Annotated in this window: 22 protein-coding genes; 11 read left to right on the top strand and 11 right to left on the bottom strand. The window is 63.2% G+C overall.

Going from position 1 to position 20,175, the window contains the following annotated elements:
* The 8 genes from JWR89_RS22500 to JWR89_RS22465 form a co-directional block, all read right to left on the bottom strand.
* On the bottom strand, positions 1 to 1,249 hold a 1,249-nt coding region (locus JWR89_RS22500), incomplete at its 3' end, for a CpaF family protein (RefSeq protein ID WP_299720292.1).
* 21 nt (positions 1,250 to 1,270) lie between these two features.
* The gene (locus JWR89_RS22495) at positions 1,271 to 2,536 is read right to left on the bottom strand and encodes an AAA family ATPase (RefSeq protein WP_299720290.1); all 1,266 of its coding nucleotides are present in this window, start codon (positions 2,534 to 2,536) and stop codon (positions 1,271 to 1,273) included.
* Positions 2,533 to 3,285: a CpaD family pilus assembly protein gene (locus JWR89_RS22490; protein WP_299720288.1), complete on the bottom strand. Its 753-nt coding sequence runs from the start codon at positions 3,283 to 3,285 to the stop codon at positions 2,533 to 2,535. Before JWR89_RS22490 ends, JWR89_RS22495 begins: the two co-directional genes overlap by 4 nt.
* Positions 3,286 to 3,305: 20 nt before the next feature.
* Positions 3,306 to 4,751 (bottom strand): type II and III secretion system protein family protein, encoded by a 1,446-nt coding sequence (locus JWR89_RS22485; RefSeq protein ID WP_299720286.1) that lies wholly within the window; start codon positions 4,749 to 4,751, stop codon positions 3,306 to 3,308.
* A 26-nt stretch (positions 4,752 to 4,777) separates the two neighbouring features.
* Positions 4,778 to 5,578, bottom strand: a complete 801-nt coding sequence (gene cpaB / locus JWR89_RS22480; RefSeq protein WP_299720284.1) for a Flp pilus assembly protein CpaB — start codon at positions 5,576 to 5,578, stop codon at positions 4,778 to 4,780.
* Positions 5,579 to 5,751: 173 nt separating this feature from the next.
* A complete protein-coding gene (locus JWR89_RS22475; protein WP_299720282.1) occupies positions 5,752 to 6,276 on the bottom strand; it encodes a prepilin peptidase in 525 nt (174 codons plus the stop codon).
* 72 nt (positions 6,277 to 6,348) lie between these two features.
* Positions 6,349 to 6,495 carry a hypothetical protein gene (locus JWR89_RS22470; protein WP_299720280.1) on the bottom strand — a complete coding sequence of 49 codons (147 nt, stop codon included), beginning with the start codon at positions 6,493 to 6,495 and terminating at the stop codon, positions 6,349 to 6,351.
* Positions 6,496 to 6,575: 80 nt separating this feature from the next.
* Positions 6,576 to 6,740, bottom strand: a complete 165-nt coding sequence (locus tag JWR89_RS22465) for a Flp family type IVb pilin (protein WP_299720278.1) — start codon at positions 6,738 to 6,740, stop codon at positions 6,576 to 6,578.
* Positions 6,741 to 7,022: 282 nt separating this feature from the next.
* On the opposite strand from JWR89_RS22465, the gene JWR89_RS22460 reads away from it, so the two are divergent.
* The 4 genes from JWR89_RS22460 (at position 7,023) to JWR89_RS22445 (ending at position 9,946) form a co-directional block, all read left to right on the top strand.
* Positions 7,023 to 7,850 (top strand): sterol desaturase family protein, encoded by an 828-nt coding sequence (locus tag JWR89_RS22460; RefSeq protein ID WP_299720276.1) that lies wholly within the window; start codon positions 7,023 to 7,025, stop codon positions 7,848 to 7,850.
* 266 nt (positions 7,851 to 8,116) lie between these two features.
* Positions 8,117 to 8,614, top strand: a complete 498-nt coding sequence (locus JWR89_RS22455; RefSeq protein WP_299720296.1) for a pilus assembly protein N-terminal domain-containing protein — start codon at positions 8,117 to 8,119, stop codon at positions 8,612 to 8,614.
* A 181-nt stretch (positions 8,615 to 8,795) separates the two neighbouring features.
* Entirely contained in the window at positions 8,796 to 9,338 is a 543-nt protein-coding gene (locus JWR89_RS22450; RefSeq protein WP_299720274.1) for a TadE/TadG family type IV pilus assembly protein, read from the top strand.
* Between the two features lie 11 nt (positions 9,339 to 9,349).
* Positions 9,350 to 9,946 (top strand): TadE/TadG family type IV pilus assembly protein, encoded by a 597-nt coding sequence (locus tag JWR89_RS22445; RefSeq protein WP_366143006.1) that lies wholly within the window; start codon positions 9,350 to 9,352, stop codon positions 9,944 to 9,946.
* Between the two features lie 90 nt (positions 9,947 to 10,036).
* Here JWR89_RS22445 and JWR89_RS22440 read toward each other — a convergent pair whose 3' ends face one another.
* The 3 genes from JWR89_RS22440 to JWR89_RS22430 form a co-directional block, all read right to left on the bottom strand.
* Positions 10,037 to 10,249: a cold-shock protein gene (locus JWR89_RS22440; RefSeq protein WP_011474122.1), complete on the bottom strand. Its 213-nt coding sequence runs from the start codon at positions 10,247 to 10,249 to the stop codon at positions 10,037 to 10,039.
* A 289-nt stretch (positions 10,250 to 10,538) separates the two neighbouring features.
* Complete coding sequence (infA, locus tag JWR89_RS22435; protein WP_143575210.1) at positions 10,539 to 10,820, bottom strand: translation initiation factor IF-1; 282 nt, start codon at positions 10,818 to 10,820, stop codon at positions 10,539 to 10,541.
* A gap of 24 nt (positions 10,821 to 10,844) precedes the next feature.
* Positions 10,845 to 12,305, bottom strand: a complete 1,461-nt coding sequence (locus tag JWR89_RS22430; RefSeq protein ID WP_299720266.1) for a DEAD/DEAH box helicase — start codon at positions 12,303 to 12,305, stop codon at positions 10,845 to 10,847.
* 507 nt (positions 12,306 to 12,812) lie between these two features.
* On the opposite strand from JWR89_RS22430, the gene urtA reads away from it, so the two are divergent.
* The 7 genes from urtA to JWR89_RS22395 all read left to right on the top strand — a co-directional run.
* Positions 12,813 to 14,150: an urea ABC transporter substrate-binding protein gene (urtA, locus tag JWR89_RS22425; RefSeq protein ID WP_299720264.1), complete on the top strand. Its 1,338-nt coding sequence runs from the start codon at positions 12,813 to 12,815 to the stop codon at positions 14,148 to 14,150.
* Between the two features lie 245 nt (positions 14,151 to 14,395).
* The gene (gene urtB / locus JWR89_RS22420; protein WP_299720262.1) at positions 14,396 to 16,012 is read left to right on the top strand and encodes an urea ABC transporter permease subunit UrtB; all 1,617 of its coding nucleotides are present in this window, start codon (positions 14,396 to 14,398) and stop codon (positions 16,010 to 16,012) included.
* 205 nt (positions 16,013 to 16,217) lie between these two features.
* Positions 16,218 to 17,387: an urea ABC transporter permease subunit UrtC gene (gene urtC / locus JWR89_RS22415; protein WP_299720260.1), complete on the top strand. Its 1,170-nt coding sequence runs from the start codon at positions 16,218 to 16,220 to the stop codon at positions 17,385 to 17,387.
* Between the two features lie 5 nt (positions 17,388 to 17,392).
* On the top strand, positions 17,393 to 18,241 hold the full coding sequence (gene urtD, locus JWR89_RS22410) for an urea ABC transporter ATP-binding protein UrtD (RefSeq protein WP_299720258.1): 849 nt from the start codon (positions 17,393 to 17,395) through the stop codon (positions 18,239 to 18,241).
* A 172-nt stretch (positions 18,242 to 18,413) separates the two neighbouring features.
* Positions 18,414 to 19,109 (top strand): urea ABC transporter ATP-binding subunit UrtE, encoded by a 696-nt coding sequence (urtE, locus tag JWR89_RS22405; protein WP_299720256.1) that lies wholly within the window; start codon positions 18,414 to 18,416, stop codon positions 19,107 to 19,109.
* A gap of 32 nt (positions 19,110 to 19,141) precedes the next feature.
* Positions 19,142 to 19,975: an urease accessory protein UreD gene (locus JWR89_RS22400; RefSeq protein WP_299720254.1), complete on the top strand. Its 834-nt coding sequence runs from the start codon at positions 19,142 to 19,144 to the stop codon at positions 19,973 to 19,975.
* Positions 19,976 to 19,994: 19 nt separating this feature from the next.
* The coding region (locus JWR89_RS22395) for an urease subunit gamma (RefSeq protein ID WP_299720252.1) at positions 19,995 to 20,175 on the top strand (181 nt) is incomplete at its 3' end.

Below are 20,175 nucleotides of genomic sequence, written 5' to 3'. Positions count from 1 at the left end.
CGAGCACCTCGGTAACGTGGGTGATGCGGCGCGAGCCGTCGCGCAGGCGTGCGGCCTGGATGATCACATCGACCGAGCCGACGATCATCTCCTTGATGGTCTTCGACGGCAGGCCGTAGCCGCCCATGGTGATCATCGACTCCAGCCGGCTGATCGCCTCGCGGGGTGAGTTGGCGTGCAGGGTGCCCATCGAGCCGTCGTGGCCGGTGTTCATCGCCTGCAAGAGATCGAAAGCTTCGGGTCCGCGCACCTCACCGACGATGATGCGCTCCGGCCGCATGCGCAGGCAGTTCTTGACCAGATCGCGCATGGTGATCTGGCCTTCGCCTTCGAGGTTCGGCGGCCGGCTTTCCAGGCGCACCACATGCGGCTGCTGCAACTGCAGTTCGGCCGCGTCTTCGCAGGTGATGATGCGTTCGTCGTCATCGATATATTGCGTGAGGCAATTCAGCAGCGTGGTCTTGCCGGAACCGGTACCGCCGGAGATCAGCACGTTGGCGCGGCAGCGGCCGATGATCTGCAGGATTTCTGCGCCTTCCGGCGAGATCGCACCGAACTTGACCAGCTGATCGAGCGTCAGCTTGTCCTTCTTGAACTTGCGGATGGTGAGCGCCGGACCGTCGATCGCCAGCGGCGGCACGATGGCGTTGACGCGCGAACCGTCGGCAAGGCGGGCGTCGCAGATCGGCGAGGACTCGTCGACGCGACGGCCGACTTGGCTGACGATGCGCTGGCAGATGTTCAGCAGTTGCTGATTGTCGCGGAACCGGATGCCGGTCTTCTGGATACGGCCGGCGACTTCGATGAACACCGTGCCGGCGCCGTTGACCATGATGTCGGAGATGTCGTCGCGCGACAGCAGCGGCTCCAGCGGGCCGTAGCCGAGCACGTCGTTGCAGATATCGTCGAGCAGTTCTTCCTGCTCGGAGATCGACATCACGATGTTCTTGATCGCGATGATCTCGTTGACGATGTCGCGGATTTCCTCGCGCGCGGATTCGCCGTCGAGTTTGGCCAATTGCGCGAGATCGATGGCCTCGATCAGCGCGCCGAAGATCGTCGCCTTGACCTGGTAATAGTTCTCCGACTTGCGTTCCGCGACCGGCGGCGGCGCCTGGCGCGCAGGCGACAGCGGCGGCGAGGACACCACGGGAGGCGCGCTCACGCTCATCACGCCGGGCGAAGGCTCCGGCGCGATGGGCTTGAGGGCCCTGGGTTCTGTATCGGCTCCGCTACGCTTACCAAACACGACGACGCTCCAGGCGGTGTCTTACTTTGACCGCAACTTTTCGAGGAATGGCGACAGGAACGAGCCCTTGGGCTTCTTGGTTTCGCCGCGGCCGGTCAGCCGCTGGGCGATCTGCAGGAAGATCTCGGTGGTGCGATGACCCGCGGCGATCTCCGCGATCATCTGGCCGTTGTTGGCGGCCGAACCGAACATCTGGGGATCGAACGGGATGGTGGCAATCGGCGGGCTTTCGATCGCCTTGGCGAACTCGCTTGCGCTGATTTCTGGACGCTTCGGCACGCCGACCTGGTTGAGGCAGTACATCGGTGCGCGGTCGTTGGGCCGCGACGCCTTGATCAGGTCGTACATGTTCTTGGTGTTGCGCAGGTTGGCGAGGTCGGGTGCCGCGACGATCAGGATGTCGTCGGCACCGATCAGCGCACGCTTGGTCCAGCCGGACCACTGATGCGGCACGTCGAGCACGATGCACGGCATGGTGGAGCGCAGCGTGTCGAAAATCGAGTCGAAAGCGTCGGCGCCGAAGTCATAGACCCGCTCCAGCGTTGCCGGCGCGGCCAGCAGGCTGAGATGGTCGGTGCACTTCGACAGCAGGCGGTCGATGAAGGCGGTATCGACGCGGTCCGGCGAGAACACCGCATCCGCGATGCCCTGCGGCGGATCCTGGTTGTAGTCGAGGCCGGCGGTGCCGAAGGCGAGATCGAGATCGGCGACCACGGAATCGAGCGCGAGATCGCGGGCAATTGCCCAGGCGACGTTATGCGCGACGGTCGAGGCGCCGACGCCGCCCTTGGCGCCGACAACGGCGATGATCCGGCCCACGGCCTTGGCCTCGGGCGCGGAAAACAACCCGCAGATCGACCTGACCACGTCGATGGTGGTGACGGGCGCAATCACGTAGTCGCTGACGCCGCGGCGAACCAGTTCGCGGTACAGCGTAACGTCGTTCACCTTGCCGATCACCACGACCCGGGTGCCGGCGTCGCACACCGTCGCGAGCTGGTCGAGGCCGGCCAGGATATCGGTGCGGCCTTCGGTTTCCAGGATGATGACGTTCGGCGTCGGCGCCGAGCGATAGGCCTCGGTGGCGGCGGCCATGCCGCCCATCTGGATCTTGATATGGGCCTTGCCGAGCCGGCGGTCCTCCGCGGCGGCCTGTACGGCCGCGGCGGTTTCAGCCGTTTCGCAAAACGCCTGCACCGACACCCGCGGTGCCGGCGCAATATGCTCTTCCGCCTGGGGGATGGCGGGCTGTTCGTCTGCGGTCTGTTGGCGTGCGTAGCTGATCATTGGCCCACATTACTTATTTTGTTTTTGTCCGCATCGGGATTGATCGCGGCGGTGCTTTCACCCTTGCGATACTTGTCGAGAACGACGGTGCGCCGGCCGGTATAGGCAGGAGCTTCGGGGCGTGGCTGCACCAGGTCCGACGGGTTGGAAATCATGGCAGCGAGGTTGCGTTGCTGCGCACAGCCGAGATTGAAGTATGGCTTGTTATCGAGATAGCTCTTGTTGTGCACGCTCGGGCCGAGGTCCTCCGGCCAGGTGCCGCAGGGGCCGGCGTCGGCGACGATACGCGGATAGGTCAGGCGCAGCGTTGCCAACTGCCGGGCATCGGCGGGACGATAACCGCGCACGATGATGCCGCGCGGCGGGATGCCGCTGCCCACCAGGATCGACTGAACCTCGCGCATCGAATCCGCCGCGGCGCGGGCGTTCGGCGTATCGGTCGGGACTTCGGCGATGATGCTGCCGGTGCCGTCGCGCAGCCAGGTCTGGGCCAGCGCGGCCACATCGGCGCGCTGCGGACCGGACAGGCCGCCGCGCTGCTGGCCGACGAAGATCTCGACGCTGCGGTTGGATTCCTGAATCACGATCGGGTGGCGCTGCCGGTAATCGCTGGGAATGCTGGCCGTCGTGATATCGCGTTCGGTGGTCGTCTTGCAGCCGCCGAGCGCAAGCGAGGCAAGCGAAACGCCGACGAGCGCCACCGCGAGGCGGCTGCGCCGGTGGATCCTGGCGGGTTGTTTGCTGGTCATGGGTGTGTCCTCGTCCCGCCTCAGTCCGTGATAAAACCGTAGGTGCCGCGATAGTTCTTGCCGGATTTCTTGTCGTCCGGGCGCCCGGGGGCGCCGTAGACCCGGTTGATGCTGCCCAGCAGATCGGCCTGCGGATCGGACGCATCGGCGAAACCGTCATCGGGACGCGACAGGTCTTTCTGGGCGACCGCGCGCACGATAAAGGGCGTCACCAGCACCATCAGTTCGGTATTGTTGTTGACGTAGTCGCGGCTGCGGAACAGCGAACCGAGGACCGGCAGTTGCGCCAGGCCGGGCAGGCCGTTGATGCTCTGCTTGGTCTGTTGCTTGATCAGGCCGGCCATCACCATCGAGCCACCCGACGGAATTTCCAGCGTGGTATCGGCGCGGTTGGTCTTGATGGCAGGTATCGACGTGCCGCCGATGGTCACCGCATTTTCTTGCGACAATTCGGAAACTTCGGTGGCCACGCGAAGGCTGATGCGGCCTTCGCTGAGAACGATCGGCGTGAAGCCGAGCGAGATACCGAACTTCTTGAAGGCGATCTGCGTGGTGCAGATCCGGGTGACCGGATCGCAGCTGTTGCCGCCCGGCACCGGGAATTCACCGCCGGCGAGGAAATTGGCGGTTTCGCCGGATATCGCGGTCAGGCTCGGCTCGGCGAGCGTGCGGATGACGCCCGCGCTTTCCATGGCCTTCAGCGTCGCCGTTACGGACGGCGTTGAACCGAACGACGCGACGGTGCTATTGCCCTCGACCAGGCTGTGGCCGAGTGCCGTAAACGGATTGGTGTTGTTGAACTTGACCACGGCGGTGCCGTAGCCCAGCGATGCCGACAGATCGACGCCCATCTGCTTGATGATGTTGCGCTGGACTTCGGCGACCGTGACCTTGAGCATGACCTGATCGCGGCCGCGCACCGCGATGCTATTGACGACCTTGTCGGCGCCGCCGGCGAGACGGACGGCGATGTCGTTGGCCTGCTGGGCTTCTTGCGGGCTCGACACCGAGCCGGTCAGCATGACGCCGTCGCCGATGCCCTCGATACGGACGTCGGCATTGGGCAGCATCTGCTTCAGTGCCGCGCGGGCGCCGTTGAGGTCACGGGTCACGGCGATATCATAGGCCGCCATCTGCTGGCCGGTGGCGTCGAAGAACACGATGTTGGTCTGACCGACGGTGGCGCCGATGATGTAGGCGCGCTGCGCCGAACGCACCACCGCGTTGGCGATCTTCGGATCGGCCACCAGCACGTCCTTGATGTCGCGCGGCAGGTCGATGACGATGGATTTTCCGATGCCGAGCGCCAGGAAGCGCGAGCCCATATGGCCTTCGGCGGAGACCGGCGCGGTTGCGCGGTCGGCCGCCAGCACCGGCGTCAGCGCGGGGTTAAGCGCCAGCGCCGTGACGGCAGTAAACGACATCGCGCGGACCACGAAGGCCTGCATCGATCGACTGGTAGTCATGCGCCTCATCGTCTGCGTCCTCATGGTCACTTCTGCGTCGTTGTCGTCGTCGGGACGCCGTAGCGAACCACGTTGATGCTGTCGCGCTTGCTGCTGCTGCGGTTGTCGTCGCTTGTGATCTCGGGCTTGTTGATGTCGACCAGCGCGCGCAGCGCCAGCGACAGCGTGCCGGTCTGCCGCGCCCGTGCCAGCATTTCGGCCTGCTCCGGCTTCAGCTCGAGGGTGGCGGTCTTGCCGACCACGGAGTTCTGGCCGTCTTTTTCCTTCGGCGCCTGATCGATGGCGAGCACGCGGATGTTGCTGAGGATGATCTCGGAATTGACGACGTCGGCGGAAGCGTTGCGATCAGGGTTCTTGTCGCGCTTCGACAGGATGACGTCGACGCGATCGTTCGGCAGGATGAAGCCGCCGGCGCCGGTTTCCGGCGAAATTTCGGTGGAGACCGCGCGCATGCCCGTCGGCAGCACGGCCGCCATGAAGCCGGAATTATTGGTGCGCACCAGCTTCGGTTCGCGGATCGGTTCGCCCGCGACAAACGGCGAACGCGCAATCGCGCCGGCGATTTCGGTCGGCGCTTCCGGACGCTCGTTCTTGCGGATCACGCTAGCGCTGGCGGCCGATGCCGGCCAGGTCTGCCACTGCACGTCGCCCGCGCCGAGCAACTGGCCCAGCGCAATGTCGGACTTGGCGACAAGGACGTCCATGGTGGGGAGCTGCGCCACTGGCGCGGCAGGCGGCGGCGCCTGATCGGAGCTGCTCGCCAGGTACAGCGCAACGCTGCCGGCGCCGACGGCAATGGCCAGGACCACAATGCGTGCGGTATTCATACGCTTCACTTTCCACATTACGCTGCGACGCGTGCGCCGCTGTAAGGGGGAGTTGACCAGCTATTCGTCAAAGCATGGTTAATGAGCGGTATCTAAATCGCGTTAACGGATTCGAAGGGTGTCGGCGCGGTGCCAGCGAAATAGCTGCACGGTTGCTGCGAACTCGACCGACGCTAGTGCATCGCCAGGCGCGTGAGGTCGATGGCCTTGATCCACTCGGTTTCCGGATAGACCATCAGCGCGCCCAGCGCGAGCGCGATGCCGTAGGGAATGCCGGTTTCCTTGTGGTGCAGCTTGAGCAGCCAGGGCTGGCTGCCTAGCGCGTAGGGCAATGGCAACTGCCGGAACTGCAGCAGTAAAAGGGTCAATGCGCCGCCGAACAGCGAGGCGTAGACCAGATATTCGAGCAGAGGGTCGAAACCGAACCACAGCCCGGTGGCCGCTGCCAGTTTGGCATCGCCGCCGCCGACCCAGCCGAACGCGAAGCAGGTGAAGGCCACGGCCAGTACGGCGGCGCCGGCCCCCAGGTGAGACAGCAAATCGTGAGATCCCATGCCGCCGAACCCGGCCAGCACCGCGAAGCCCGCCACCAGCAGCAGCGAGACACGGTTGGAAATCGTCATGGTGAAAAGGTCGCTGGCCGCGGCGAATGCCATCAGGGCCGGGAACAGCATCAGGCGCATCAAATCGAGGATCATGGCTTCAGCCCGTTGCAGCGACAGGGACGAATCTAGCCAGCAGAAGTGAACAATCGGGAAACAGCTGGCGATTTACCAGACGTCGGCAATCCGGATGGCGACGGTGACCAGCGCCAGCGCCAGTGCCAGGCATACGATCGCGGCGGGCTCGCGCAGGATCGTGCTGCTCGCAGCTAGCGCTTGCGACGCTTCTGCGGGCGCGGTGGCAGATCGCTTCATCGACGGCAGCCTTGTCGGCAATGGGAGGACAAAAAAGGCTCCGGGATTGCCGGAGCCTTCTATGCAATGCGAGCGGTCGCTTATTTGAGCGAGGTCGAGATCGAACCAAACATACCGGTCAGCTTGGTGCCGATGCCGTTGACGGCGGCAATGATCACCAGGGCGATGCCGGCTGCGATCAGGCCGTATTCGATCGCGGTGGCGCCGGACTCATCTTTCACGAAACGCGAAACGAGATTCTTCATAATACAAAACTCCATGTCTGCACGTGGCTGTCGAACTAAGGTTTGGTCTCCGCGGCGTTCTCAGCACCGTGACCATGGGGGCAGATTAAGATCGGGGAATTGCAGTGCGGTTAATTCGGTCAATGAAAGTCGGTCGCATTTGTCTCTTCTTGAGCACGGTAAATAGGTACTTAAGAGCGATCGTAACGGCTTGGCTGCATTCGCTTCGGTGGATACGCGTTCTATTCATGGCTCCTTAAGCATGTCGCGGTAACTCTCGATCTCCCTGATCATGAGGCAGCCATGTCGACCTTGCCGCTCGAAGTGCTCGAAATGTTCGGCCAGACCATTATCAAGGTGGTGCCGATCACGCTGGCGCTGGGTCTGGTGTTTTCGGTGCTGTCGTATTTCTGGGCCTGCAACCCGGGCAAGCCGTGGTGGCGCAAGACCGAGCTCGTCACCGACATCTGCTACTGGTTCTTCGTGCCGCTACTCACCCGCACGGTGCGGATCGGGCTGCTGGTGATCGGCGCCGCCGTCGTCTTCGACATTCACGAAGCCAACGATCTGATCGCCTTCTACGACAATGGCCATGGGCCCCTGTCGGAGCTGCCGCTGTGGGTTCAGGCGATCATCTTCCTCGTCGTCTCGGATTTCCTGCTGTATTGGTTCCACCGCATGTACCATGGCGGTGGCTTCTGGAAGTATCACGCCATCCATCACTCCTCGGAAGAAGTGGAGTGGATTTCCGCGGCACGGTTTCACCCGGTGAACCTGCTGCTCGGCACCGTCGCGGTCGATGTGGTGCTGCTGATGGCCGGCATTTCCCCCAACATCATGCTGTGGGTCGGGCCGTTCACCACCTTCCATTCGGCGTTCGTGCACGCCAATCTGAACTGGACCCTCGGGCCGTTCCGTTACGTGCTGGCTTCACCGGTGTTCCACCGCTGGCACCACACCTCGCTGGAGCGCGGCGGCAACACCAACTTCTCCGGCACCTTTCCGGTCTGGGACATCCTGTTCGGCACCTTCCGGATGCCGGCCGGCGAACTGCCCGACCACTACGGCGTCGATGGCGAACCGCTGCCCACCGAATTCGCGGGGCAGCTGGCCTATCCGTTCAAGCAGTAGTTTTTCGCGCCTCCCTTCCTTCTCTTCCTCCCCTCTCCCCCGCGCGAAGCGAAGCTTCGCTAGGTGGGAGAGGGTGGCCGCGCGAAGCGTGGACGGGTGAGGGGGCCGCAAGCTCCGAGCCCACCCACAAGGGGAGAAGGAGAAGGGCGCTTCTTTAGAGGCCCCCGTTTCCTCTTCCTTCATCAATTAACGGCACATTTGCCATGTCGGGCGCCGGCACCGCTGCGTATCTGCTTTTGCCGGCTTGGTTCGTCCCGGAGTACAGGATGTCGCTTCAGTTGTTGCGGTCGCGCGCACGCGCGGTTTTTTTGCTTCGGTCGCTTGCGGCCGGAATCTTGCTGATCCCCGCGGGCGGCATCGCCGCGCCTGTGGATGACCTCATCGCCGTCAATGTCGATCAGGCCAAGCTCATCAAATTTCCCGACCGGATCGCCACCATCGTGGTCGGCAATCCGCTGATCGCCGACGTGACGCTGCAGCCCGGCGGCATGGTTGTCGTCACCGGGAAGGGCTACGGCGCCACCAATATCATCGCCATGGACCGAACAGGCGCAGTGCTGATGGACCGTATCGTCCAGGTGGAAGGCCCGACCGACAAGGTCGTGACGATCTATCGCGGCGTCGATCGCGAGTCCTATAGCTGCTCGCCGGTATGCCAGCGGCGGGTGACGCTCGGCGACGGCGAGACGTACTTCAAGTCCACCATGGATCAGGCTGGCTCGCTCAACACCCAGGCCACGGGCGCAGGCGGCAAGGTCAACTAACCCTGCCGTTTTCCTCTTTGGCATTTCTGCGGCCAAGATCGTCGCCATCGCGGTGGCGCGGTCATGGTCAATACGCCGTTAAGATGCCGGGCCAGTCTGTCTCGATTGGGCGAAACACTTCAACAATCTGTTTGAGATAGCCTTGGCGGTAGTTATTTCCCCGTCGCCATGGGTTTTGCCGATGCTGCTACCCCTCATTTCTCCGGATAGGTTAGGCTCGCTGCTGCGCCGCTTCGGTCGCAACAGGCAGGCCTCCGCGGCGGTCGAATTCGCCTTTGTCGCGCCGGTCTTTTTCGCGCTGCTGTTTGCGGTCATCGAGACCGCCATGGTGTTCTTTGCGGGACAGGTGCTGGAAACCGCGGTGCAGGATAGCAGCCGCACGTTCTACACCAGCACGGCGATTACCCAGGCAAATTACACGACCGGGTTTTGCAGTCGCGTGAACTTGCTGATGGATTGCAACAAGGTGTGCATCGACGTTCGAACCTATGCCCAGGGTGCAACCATTGCGCCACCCAACCCATACGATTCCGGCGGGACGTTCAACAATTGCACCTTCGATGTGCAGACGCCCCCCGCTGCGAACAGTACCGTCGTGGTTCGTGCCTTTTATCAATGGCCGTTATTCGTGACGGGGCTCGGATACAACCTGTCCAATGTCGGCGGCAGCAGTTCCAGCGGCAAACGCTTGCTGGCCGCTACCAATGCCGTCCGCCCACAATGATGGTTCGAACCATGCACAAATTGATGGAATGGCGACTTCGTTCGCGACGGCTTGCGGCGAGGTGGTCGCAGGACGTTCGCGGCATAGCGGCCGTCGAGTTCGCGATGATTTTGCCGCTATTGCTGGTGATGTTGTTCGGGATGATCGACATCACGATGGGCGTAGCAGCCGATCGCAAGGTCACGATGATAGCACAATCCCTGTCGGACCTCGCTTCGCGCTATGCCTCGGTTACCGAGGCGGAGTTCACCAACTTCTTCAATATTGCCGACGCGATGCTGGTGCCTTACGACAAGACGCAGCTGTCCGCGACGATCAGCCAGATCTATATCGATCCGTCGACGAAAAACGGCGTGGTGAAGTGGAGCCGGGGCGACGTCAAGCTGACTCCGGGCGATCCGTTCGCGGTGCCGGCCAACCTGATTGGCAAGGACTCTTCCAACGCGGTGCTGCCGAACCAGTACCTGATCCTGAGCCAGGTCAGTTACCTGTACAAGCCGATCGTCGGCTGGGTAGTGGCGAAAACCGGGATCACGCTAGGCGAGTCGAGCTTTACCCGGCCGCGGCTGACAACTTGCGTCGTAGCGCCGTCAGCGCCGCCGTGCTGATCGCATAACATAACAAAAAGGCCGCGCTGCGCAGCGCGGCCTTTGGTATTTGATGTCGGCGAAATCCGCTGCTTGCGCGCGGGATTTCGGTTAGCCGGCGGCGCGCAGATTGTCGGCCGACGACTTGCCAGAGCGACGATCGGCAACGATTTCGTAGCTGATCTTCTGGCCTTCGCGCAGGGTGCCGAGGCCGGCACGCTCGACAGCGCTGATGTGCACAAACACGTCGTTGCCGCCGTCGTCCGGCTGAATGAAGCCGAAGCCCTTGGTCGCGTTAAACCACTTCACAGTTCCCATGCTCACGGGGGTAGTCCCTTCTCAATAATATAGCAGTAGCCCGCGCTCCGGCGGGCTGGTGACATCGAATTTTTGGAAGGGTCGTCAGTCTAGACCGGCTGCACCGGGGGATAGATAATGTCGTCCGGCCGAAAATCGATTAGTTCATATTAAGCGAAGCGGGTATCCAAAACAATCCTGACGCGCACGATTTTTTGATAGTGCACTAACAGTCGGCGAAGGCCTCGCAAAAACGCGCGCGGCATGGGGGGCCGCGCGCGGTGTAGTTGTTGTGCAGTGCAAAGTCCGCGTCGTATTAGCGACGGCGGAATTGACCGCGCGGCGGAGCGCCACGCGGAGCGCCGCCGCCGGGGCGTTCGTCCTTGTGGCGGAATATCAGCCGGCCCTTTTCGAGATCGTAGGGCGACATCTCGATCGTCACGCGATCGCCTGCCAGCGTCTTGATGCGGTTCTTTTTCATCTTGCCGGCGGTGTAGGCAACGATTTCATGTCCGGCATCGAGCTGCACGCGATAGCGTGCATCGGGAAGGATTTCGGTCACCAGTCCTTCGAACTGGATCAGCTCTTCTTTGGCCATTGTTAGCTCCAGATCGATCGTGTGTTAGCGCGGACGCTGGGTGCGGTTCGGGGTGGTGTTGGGTCGGCTTTCGCGATGCAGGAAGGCAACGCCCTGCATCCCTTCTTTAGTCGTAGAGGCGGCGTTAGAACCGGATTGGGCGGCCGGACGTGCGGCCGGCTCGTGCCGGGTATTTTCGTGTCGCGAATGATCGCGGTTCGGTTGCGGTGCACTCCCGTTGCCGCCACCGGGGGGGCGACGACGGTTGCGCGCGTTCTGGCTCGGCGCGCCGTCGTTGCTGCGCGATGCGGCAGGGCGCGAGTTGCGGTTCTGGCCACCGCGATTCTGCGACGGCGGCGGACCGACGTCGTTGCGGCCGGGGGTACGACGGTCTTCCTTCGGCAGCGTGACGCGGATCAGCTTTTCGATATCGCGCAGATACGCCATTTCCTCGCCCGAGCAAAGCGAGATCGCGATGCCCTCGGCGCCGGCGCGCGCGGTGCGGCCGATGCGGTGGACGTAGGTCTCGGGGATGTTCGGCAGGTCGAAGTTCACCACGTGGGTAATACCGTCGACATCGATGCCGCGGGCGGCGATGTCGGTGGCCACCAGGGTCTTGATCTCGCCGGTGCGGAAGTTCGCCAGCGTGCGCTCGCGATGGTTCTGCGACTTGTTGCCGTGGATCGCGTCGGCGCGGATGCCGGCGCGCTCGAGGCCCTTCACGACCTTGTCGGCGCCGTGCTTGGTGCGGGTGAAGATCAGCGCCCGGTTGACGTTCTCGGACTTCAGGATCTGGGCGAGGATGGTCGGCTTGGCGGAGTGATCGACATGGATCACGCGCTGGGCGATGCGCTCCACGGTGGAGGCCACCGGGGTCACCGCGACGCGGGCCGGATCCTTCAGCATCGATTCGGCGAGTTCGGCGATGTCCTTCGGCATGGTCGCCGAGAAGAACAGCGTCTGGCGCTTGATCGGAAGCTTGGCGACGATTTTGCGGATGTCGTTGATGAAGCCCATGTCGAGCATGCGGTCGGCTTCGTCGAGCACCAGGAACTCGACGGCGCCGAGCTTCAGGCCGTTGCTCTGGACGAGATCGATCAGCCGGCCGGGGGTGGCGACGAGGACGTCGACGCCGGGCATCAGCGAGCGCACCTGGCGGCCCATCGGCACGCCGCCGATCGCCAGCGTCGATGTCAGATGCATGTGGCGGCCGTAGGCGTTGAAGCTCTCGAGGATCTGGCCGGAGAGTTCGCGGGTCGGGCTCAGCACCAGCACGCGGCAATGCTTAGGCTGCGGCTTGATGCGGTTCTCAAGCAGGCGGTGAAGGATCGGCAGCGCGAAGGATGCGGTCTTGCCGGTGCCGGTCTGGGCGATACCGATGACATCCTTGCCGGTGATGGCGATCGGGATGGTCTGGGCCTGGATCGGGGTCGGGGTGGTGTAGTTTTCTTCCTTGAGCGCACGGGTAATGGGATCGGCGAGGCCGAATTCCTGAAAGGAGGTCAAAAGATGTGTCTTTCCACAATGAAAGCAGGCGCCCGGCGATCAAGCCAGGAGCGCGCGAGGGGTGTCTGGAGACACCCGCGTGTCTGGGGCGTCGTTTGGGTTGGCTGAAGGGGCAAGCCAGAAACCGTTGGACGGGATCAGTACACGCGGCTCGCATAGACCTGATGATTCTCAAGGTCGTCACGGTCATATGGAACACGAACGCGGCGGTTTCAAGATGAATCGCAGAGAGGGTTAGCGCAGCGACAAAATACCGCTGCACGAAATTTAGACAGGACGCCTTATTTGCTTAGATTATAATCGAAATGCTTCCCGGGGCGCCAATTTTTTAGCTCAAAAATTAGACATGTGAGGCACTCAATTATTTCAAAAAATACAAAGTTACCAGCGATTGCAGTGGTTTAACACTCTTTTGAGTACTGGCACACTTCTTGCGATTCCCTTAACGCGCCGGCCGTGGGGCCGTTCCGCAGTAATTTTACGTCTGCGTCAGGGAGATCAACGCACATGACAACCAATTTGACTCACGCGATAGCCAGGCCCGGCCTTGCTAAAGGTCTGACCCGGCGCAGCTGGATGGCGGCTACTGCGGGCCTGGTCATCGGCCTGTCGGCGTTCTCGTCGGCGAAAGCGGCCGACGACACCATCAAGGTCGGCGTGTTGCACTCGCTGTCCGGCACCATGGCGATCTCCGAGACCACGCTGAAGGATACCGTGCTGTTCATGATCGATGAGCAGAACAAGAAGGGCGGCGTGATGGGCAAGAAGCTCGAGGCCGTCGTGGTCGATCCCGCCTCGAACTGGCCGCTGTTCGCCGAAAAGGCCCGCGAGCTGATCACCAAGGACAAGGTCGCCGTGGTGTTCGGCTGCTGGACCTCGGTCTCGCGCAAATCGGTACTCCCGGTGTTCAAGGAACTGAACTCGATCCTGTTCTATCCCGTGCAGTACGAAGGCGAAGAGTCCGAGCGCAACGTGTTCTACACCGGCGCCGCCCCGAACCAGCAGGCGATCCCGGCGGTCGATTACCTGATGAAGGACGAAAAGGTGAAGCGCTGGGTGCTGGCCGGCACCGACTACGTCTATCCGCGCACCACCAACAAGGTGCTGGAAGCCTACTTGAAGTCGAAGGGCGTCAAGCAGGAAGACATCATGATCAACTACACCCCGTTCGGTCATTCGGACTGGCAGACCATCGTCGCCGACATCAAGAAGTTCGGCTCCGCCGGCAAGAAGACCGCGGTGGTCTCGACCATCAATGGCGACGCCAACGTGCCGTTCTACAAGGAACTCGGCAACCAGGGCATCAAGGCCAAGGACATCCCGGTGGTGGCGTTCTCGGTGGGTGAGGAAGAACTCGCCGGCATCGATACCAAGCCGCTGCTCGGCCATCTCGCCGCCTGGAACTACTTCGAATCCATCAAGACCCCTGCCAACGACAAGTTCATCAAGGAATGGCAGGCCTTCACCAAGAATCCCAAGCGCGTGACCAACGACCCGATGGAAGCCACCTATATCGGCTTCAACATGTGGGTGAAGGCGGTCGAGAAGGCCAAGTCGATCGAGCCGGACAAGGTGATCGACGCGCTGCCCGGCATTGAAGCCGCCAACCTGACCGGCGGTACTTCGAAGATGCTGCCGAACCACCACATCACCAAGCCGGTGTTCATCGGCGAGATCAAGGGCAACGGCCAGTTCGACGTGGTCTGGAAGACCCCGGGCCTGGTGGCCGGCGACGCCTGGTCGAAGGAGCTGGAAGGCTCCAAGGACCTGATCGGCGACTGGGTCGGCAAGAAGTGCGGCAACTACAACACCAAGACCAACAAGTGCGGCGGTCAGGGTTCCTGATCACGCGGGTCTGAGTAACGAAGCGCCAAACTCTCCCCGTCATTGCGAGGAGCACTTGCGACGAAGCAATCCAGTCTTTGCACTTGGCTCCTGGATTGCTTCGCTCCACGAAAGTCGGCAACGCCGCCTTCCGTGGGCTCGCAATGAACGGTGACAGGTCTGTCGTTGACTAGTTTCTCCCGAGCAAACTGAAGAAGGCGGCATTGCCGCCGCCTTCTTCCTTTCCTTCCGTCCGGGGTCATCCAGTGCCGATCAATTTGGTTGAACGTTTTCGCACCTTCCTGTTTGCGTTTGTTCTGATTGCCGCGTCTGCCATTCCGGCGCTGGCGGGTCCCTTCGAGGATGCCGTCGCCAAATTTGCCAATGACGAATTTTCCGACACCGACGAAGCCGTCGGCGAGATCGCCACGTCCGGAAATCCGCAGGCTTTCGCGATCATCAGCGCGCTGCAGGACGGCCGGCTGCTGGCCGATCCCGACAGCAAGAAAGTCTATCTCACGCAAGCCGACGGCAAGAGCATCGACGCCGCGACCGGCGCGTCGGTCGCCAGCGTGCCCGACAGCGCCGTCGCCGTGCGCCTCAACAACCGCCTGCGCCGCACCATCGATGCCGCTTTGGGCGGCCTGACGCTGATGTCGCCGGATCCCGCCAAGCGCGTCCAGGCCGCGCAGTCGGTGTTCAAGACCCATGATGCCGCGATGCTGCCGGTGGTCGATCAGGCGCTGGAAAAGGAAACCGACAAGAAGGCCAAGCAGGCGTTCGTCGAGGCCCGCGCCGCAATCCTGCTGTTCAAGGAAGACGCCACCGACGCCGAGAAGATCGAATCCATCGCCGTCATCAAGTTGCGCGGCGATCAGGAAGCCCTCGCGCTGCTCACTGGCCTCGCCGGCGCCGAACAATCGATCGTCGTCTCGCGCAGCGCCGCCAGCGCCACCACCGCGATCCAGAGCCGCCAGACCTTGTGGTCTATCGCGCAGAATGCCTGGTACGGCCTGTCGCTCGGCTCGGTGCTGCTGCTCGCCGCCATCGGCCTCGCCATCACCTTCGGCGTGATGGGCGTCATCAACATGGCCCATGGCGAGATGGTGATGATCGGCGCCTACGTCACCTTCGGCGTGCAGGAAATCATCCGCACCTCCTATCCCGGCCTGTTCGATTATTCGCTGCTGATGGCGGTGCCGCTGGCCTTCCTGATCGCCGGCCTTCTCGGCATTGTCATCGAGCGCACCATCATCCGCTTCCTGTACGGCCGTCCGCTGGAAACCCTGCTCGCCACCTGGGGCCTCTCGCTGGTGCTGCAGCAGGCGGTGCGCACCATGTTCGGCCCGACCAACCGCGAAGTCGGCAATCCCTCCTGGATGTCGGGCGCCTTCGAACTCGGCCAGATCACCATCACCTATAACCGGCTGTGGATCCTGTGCTTCACGCTGGCCGTATTTGCGATCCTGCTGGCGATGCTGCGCTACTCCAGCATCGGACTGGAGATGCGCGCGGTGACGCAAAACCGCAGGATGGCGGCCTCGATGGGCATCGCCACATCGCGCGTCGATGCGCTGACCTTCGGCCTCGGCTCCGGCATTGCCGGGATCGCCGGCGTGGCGCTGTCGCAGATCGACAATGTCTCGCCCAACCTCGGTCAGAGCTACATCATCGACAGTTTCATGGTCGTGGTGTTCGGCGGCGTCGGCAATCTCTGGGGCACCCTGGTCGGCGCCTTCACGCTGGGCATCGCCAACAAATTCCTGGAGCCGGTGGCCGGCGCCGTGCTCGGCAAGATCGCCATCCTGGTGCTGATCATCCTGTTCATCCAGAAGCGGCCGCGCGGCCTGTTCGCACTCAAGGGCAGGGCGATCGAAGCATGATGATGAATATCGAGCCCCACCGTCTCGCACCGTCCTCTCCCCGCGTCGTCCCCGCGAAAGCGGGGATCCATACACGCTGTCACCATGTGGCGGCAGGACGGCAAAGGCCTTCCTTCACTACGTCGGACCGAGGTTATGGGTCCCCGCTCCGCGCAAGCCTTCGGCGTGCTAGGCGGGGACGACGCGGCGCATGTGGAGGCCGATCATGACCCCGCACATCCTCACCCGCTCCCTCGACCGCAGCGCCACCATCTTCCTGCTGATCGTGGCCGCCGTCGGCGTGCTGCTGCCGCTGTCGAACTTGGCTCTGCCGGCCGACTCCATGTTCCAGGTTCCGACCTATCTGCTGGCGCTGTTCGGCAAATATGTCTGCTACGCCATCCTGGCGCTTTCCATCGACCTGATCTGGGGCTATTGCGGCATCCTCTCGCTCGGCCACGGCGCCTTCTTCGCGCTCGGCGGCTACGCCATGGGCATGTACCTGATGCGGCAGATCGGCCCGCGCGGCGTCTACGGCAATCCGATCCTGCCGGACTTCATGGTGTTCCTGAACTACAGCAAGCTGCCGTGGTACTGGTACGGCTTCGACATGTTCTGGTTCGCCGCCGCCATGGTGCTCATCGTGCCGGGCCTGCTCGCCTTCGGCTTCGGCTGGCTGACCTTCCGCTCCCGTGTGTCAGGCGTTTATCTGTCGATCATCACGCAGGCGATGACCTACGCGCTGCTGCTCGCCTTTTTCCGCAACGACTTCGGCTTCGGCGGCAATAACGGCCTCACCGACTTCAAGGACATTCTGGGCTTCAACGTGCAGGCCGAAGGCACCCGCGCGGCGCTGTTCGCGCTGAGCTGCCTCGCGCTGATGCTCGGCTTCCTGATCTGTCGCGCGGTGGTGACCTCGAAGCTCGGCAAGGTCCTGATCGCGATCCGCGACTCCGAGTCCCGAACGCGCTTCCTCGGCTACCGCGTCGAATCCTACAAATTGTTCGTGTTCACGCTGTCGGCCTGCATGGCCGGCGTCGCCGGCGCGCTCTACGTGCCGCAGGTCGGCATTATCAACCCCGGCGAATTCGCCCCGGCCAATTCCATTGAGGCGGTGATCTGGGTCGCGGTCGGCGGCCGCGGCACGCTGATCGGCGCGGCGCTCGGCGCGGTGGTCGTCAACTACGCCAAGACCGTGTTTACCTCCGGGGCCTTGGCGCCGTACTGGCTGTTCATGCTCGGCGCGCTGTTCATCCTGGTAACGCTGCTGCTGCCGAAGGGCATCGTCGGCACCTTCAACGCCTGGTGGGAGCCGTGGAGGGCGAAGCGCGACACCGCTAATGAAGACAGCGCCGCCGCTGAAGACGGCGTCAGCAAACCCCGTCCGGCGGAGTAGGGCAAATGACTCATCTCGAAGAGCCCGTCGCCGCGAAGCCGGCCCACCACGCCCCCGCGATCGTCGATCCCGTAGTCGCCGCGCGCGAGGCGGAGGCGCGGCAGAAGCGCATCACCTCGGCGCTGCTGTATCTCGACGGCGTCCACGTCTCGTTCGACGGTTTTCACGCCATCAACAACCTCTCTTTGGTGCTGGCGCCGGGCGAGATGCGCGCCATCATCGGGCCCAACGGCGCCGGCAAGACCACGATGATGGACATCATCACCGGCAAGACCAGGCCGGACGAGGGCGACGTCTATTTCGACGGCATCCACGATCTCACGCTGCTCGACGAGACCCAGATCGCCACGCTGGGCATCGGCCGCAAATTCCAGAAGCCCACGGTGTTCGAGAGCCAGACCGTCTGGGACAATCTGCTGCTGGCGCTGAATGTCGACCACCGCGTTCGCGGCACGCTGTTCTGGCGCAATACAAGGGAGCAGACCGAGCGCATCGGCAAGGTGCTGGAGACCATCCGCTTGACCGACTCCCGGCACCGCCTCGCCGGCAACCTGTCGCACGGCCAGAAGCAGTGGCTGGAGATCGGCATGCTGCTGGCGCAGGACCCGAAACTGTTGCTGGTCGATGAGCCCGTCGCGGGCATGACCGACGTCGAGACCCACCAGACCGCCGAGCTGCTGAAGGAGATCAACCGCGACCACAAGACCGTGGTGGTGGTGGAGCACGACATGACCTTCGTGCGCGAGTTGGGCGTCAAGGTGACGTGCCTGCACGAAGGCACGGTGCTGGCAGAGGGTACCATCGACCAGGTCTCGACCAACGACCGCGTCGTCGAAGTGTATTTGGGAAGGTGAAACTCGGTGTCGTCCCCGCCTAGCACGCCGAAGGCGTGCGCGGAGCGGGGACCCATAACCTCCGGCGCAAATAGCAAGACACCGGCGCCGGTGGAAAACAGAGCGACAGCGTGTATGGGTCCCCGCTTTCGCGGAGACGACACGGAGAGAGCGGCAAAGGACTTCGACTACCATGCTGAAAGTCGATAACATCAGCCTGTATTACGGCGCGGCGCAGGCGCTGCGTGGCGTCACCGTCTCGGCGGAGCCCGGCAAGGTAACCTGCGTGCTCGGCCGCAACGGCGTCGGCAAGACCAGCCTGCTGCGCGCCATGGTCGGCCAGCAGGCCATTTCCGGCGGCTCGATTACTTTCGATGGCCAGGACATCTCGACCCTGAAGCCCTATGAGCGGGCGCGGCGCGGCATCTCCTTCGTGCCGCAGGGCCGCGAGATCTTTCCGCTGCTCACCGTGGAAGAGAACCTCAAGACCGGCTACGCGCCGCTCGCGCGCGCCGACCGCAACATTCCCTCCGACGTGTTCTCGCTGTTTCCGGTGCTGAAATCCATGCTCGGCCGGCGCGGCGGCGATCTGTCCGGCGGACAACAACAGCAATTGGCCATCGGCCGCGCGCTGGTGATGCGGCCAAAACTGCTGTTGCTCGACGAACCCACCGAAGGCATCCAGCCCTCGATCATCAAGGACATCGGACGCGCCATCACCTATCTGCGCAGCCTTGGCTCTATCTCCATCGTGCTGGTCGAGCAATATCTCGACTTCGCCTGCGAGCTCGGCGACAATTTTGCGGTGATGGACCGCGGCGTGGTGAAATTCGCCTGCGACCGCTCGACCCTCGATCCCGCCGAGATCAGCCGCCAGATGGCGCTGTGAGCCGGCCGCGCTATGATGCGGCCGGAGACACCATGGCCGCTGATTCCCCGAACGCATCATCCGCAATCTTTGCCGCCAACCGCGCGCGGGGCTCGGTGACGTTCGACGTCCACCTCGTCGATGGCAAGACCCGCCGCCGCGAGCTGCACGAATCCGGCTCGCTGCGCGTCCGCTTCCCGTCACCGGAGGACCACGGCCTGTCCGCGATGTTCGTCAACACCGCCGGCGGCGCGGCCGGCGGTGACCGTTTCGACATCGACATCGCGGTCGGCGAGGGCACCAGCCTCACGGTCACCACCGCGGCTGCCGAAAAGGTCTATCGCTCCCATGGTCCTTCGGCGGAGATCAACATTGCGCTTAAGGCCGCCGCTGGCGCACATCTGTCCTGGCTGCCGCAGGAAACCATTCTGTTCGACCGCTCCCGCACCGAACGCCGCATCGACATCGACCTCGATGCATCCGCCTCGCTGGTGGTCTGCGAGATCGTCATCTTCGGCCGCGCCGCGATGGGCGAAAAGCTGCTAACCGGCGCGTTCATCGACCGCTGGCGGCTGCGCCGCGGCGGCAAGCTTGTGTTCGCCGAAACCGTGCGGCTCGACGGCGATTTCAGCGCAAAGCTGGCCCGTCCGGCGATCGCCAATGGCGGCCTGGCGATCGGCACCGCGCTGATCGTGCCCGGTGACGAGGCACTGGTGGAGCGGATTCGCGAGGCTGCGGACAGCTTCGGCGGCGAGGTCGGCATCTCCTGCTGGAACGGATTTGCAATGGCCCGCTTCTGTGCGCAAGATGCCGCCAAGCTGCGCGTCGACATGATGAACGTGCTGGCGCGCTCCGGCGCCGCGCTGCCGCGGCTGTGGCTGAACTAACTTTATTCAGAGTGCTTGCATGAATCTGTCCCCCCGCGAAAAAGACAAGCTCTTGATCTCGATGGCCGCCATCGTCGCGCGCCGCCGTCTTGAGCGCGGCGTCAAGCTTAACCATCCCGAGGCCATCGCCATCATTTCCGACTTCATCGTCGAAGGCGCCCGCGACGGCCGCACCGTGGCCGAGCTGATGAAGTCCGGCG

This window comes from Tardiphaga sp. (assembly GCF_028290785.1).
Classification (GTDB): Bacteria; Pseudomonadota; Alphaproteobacteria; order Rhizobiales; family Xanthobacteraceae; genus Tardiphaga.
This window is presented reverse-complemented; position numbering and strand designations above follow the sequence as displayed.

Excerpts from the sequence above, each read along its gene's own strand:
- infA (WP_143575210.1), bottom strand. The coding sequence starts at position 10,820 with ATGGCCAAAGAAGAGCTGATCCAGTTCGAAGGACTGGTGACCGAAATC.
- JWR89_RS22465 (WP_299720278.1), bottom strand. The coding sequence starts at position 6,740 with ATGAAGAATCTCGTTTCGCGTTTCGTGAAAGATGAGTCCGGCGCCACC.
- JWR89_RS22455 (WP_299720296.1), top strand. The coding sequence starts at position 8,117 with ATGTCGCTTCAGTTGTTGCGGTCGCGCGCACGCGCGGTTTTTTTGCTT.
- urtE (WP_299720256.1), top strand. The coding sequence starts at position 18,414 with ATGCTGAAAGTCGATAACATCAGCCTGTATTACGGCGCGGCGCAGGCG.
- JWR89_RS22400 (WP_299720254.1), top strand. The coding sequence starts at position 19,142 with ATGGCCGCTGATTCCCCGAACGCATCATCCGCAATCTTTGCCGCCAAC.
- JWR89_RS22460 (WP_299720276.1), top strand. The coding sequence starts at position 7,023 with ATGTCGACCTTGCCGCTCGAAGTGCTCGAAATGTTCGGCCAGACCATT.
- JWR89_RS22485 (WP_299720286.1), bottom strand. The coding sequence starts at position 4,751 with ATGACTACCAGTCGATCGATGCAGGCCTTCGTGGTCCGCGCGATGTCG.
- urtD (WP_299720258.1), top strand. The coding sequence starts at position 17,393 with ATGACTCATCTCGAAGAGCCCGTCGCCGCGAAGCCGGCCCACCACGCC.
- urtC (WP_299720260.1), top strand. The coding sequence starts at position 16,218 with ATGACCCCGCACATCCTCACCCGCTCCCTCGACCGCAGCGCCACCATC.
- JWR89_RS22490 (WP_299720288.1), bottom strand. The coding sequence starts at position 3,285 with ATGACCAGCAAACAACCCGCCAGGATCCACCGGCGCAGCCGCCTCGCG.
- JWR89_RS22475 (WP_299720282.1), bottom strand. The coding sequence starts at position 6,276 with ATGATCCTCGATTTGATGCGCCTGATGCTGTTCCCGGCCCTGATGGCA.
- urtA (WP_299720264.1), top strand. The coding sequence starts at position 12,813 with ATGACAACCAATTTGACTCACGCGATAGCCAGGCCCGGCCTTGCTAAA.
- cpaB (WP_299720284.1), bottom strand. The coding sequence starts at position 5,578 with ATGAATACCGCACGCATTGTGGTCCTGGCCATTGCCGTCGGCGCCGGC.
- JWR89_RS22450 (WP_299720274.1), top strand. The coding sequence starts at position 8,796 with ATGCTGCTACCCCTCATTTCTCCGGATAGGTTAGGCTCGCTGCTGCGC.
- JWR89_RS22495 (WP_299720290.1), bottom strand. The coding sequence starts at position 2,536 with ATGATCAGCTACGCACGCCAACAGACCGCAGACGAACAGCCCGCCATC.
- JWR89_RS22470 (WP_299720280.1), bottom strand. The coding sequence starts at position 6,495 with ATGAAGCGATCTGCCACCGCGCCCGCAGAAGCGTCGCAAGCGCTAGCT.
- JWR89_RS22445 (WP_366143006.1), top strand. The coding sequence starts at position 9,350 with ATGCACAAATTGATGGAATGGCGACTTCGTTCGCGACGGCTTGCGGCG.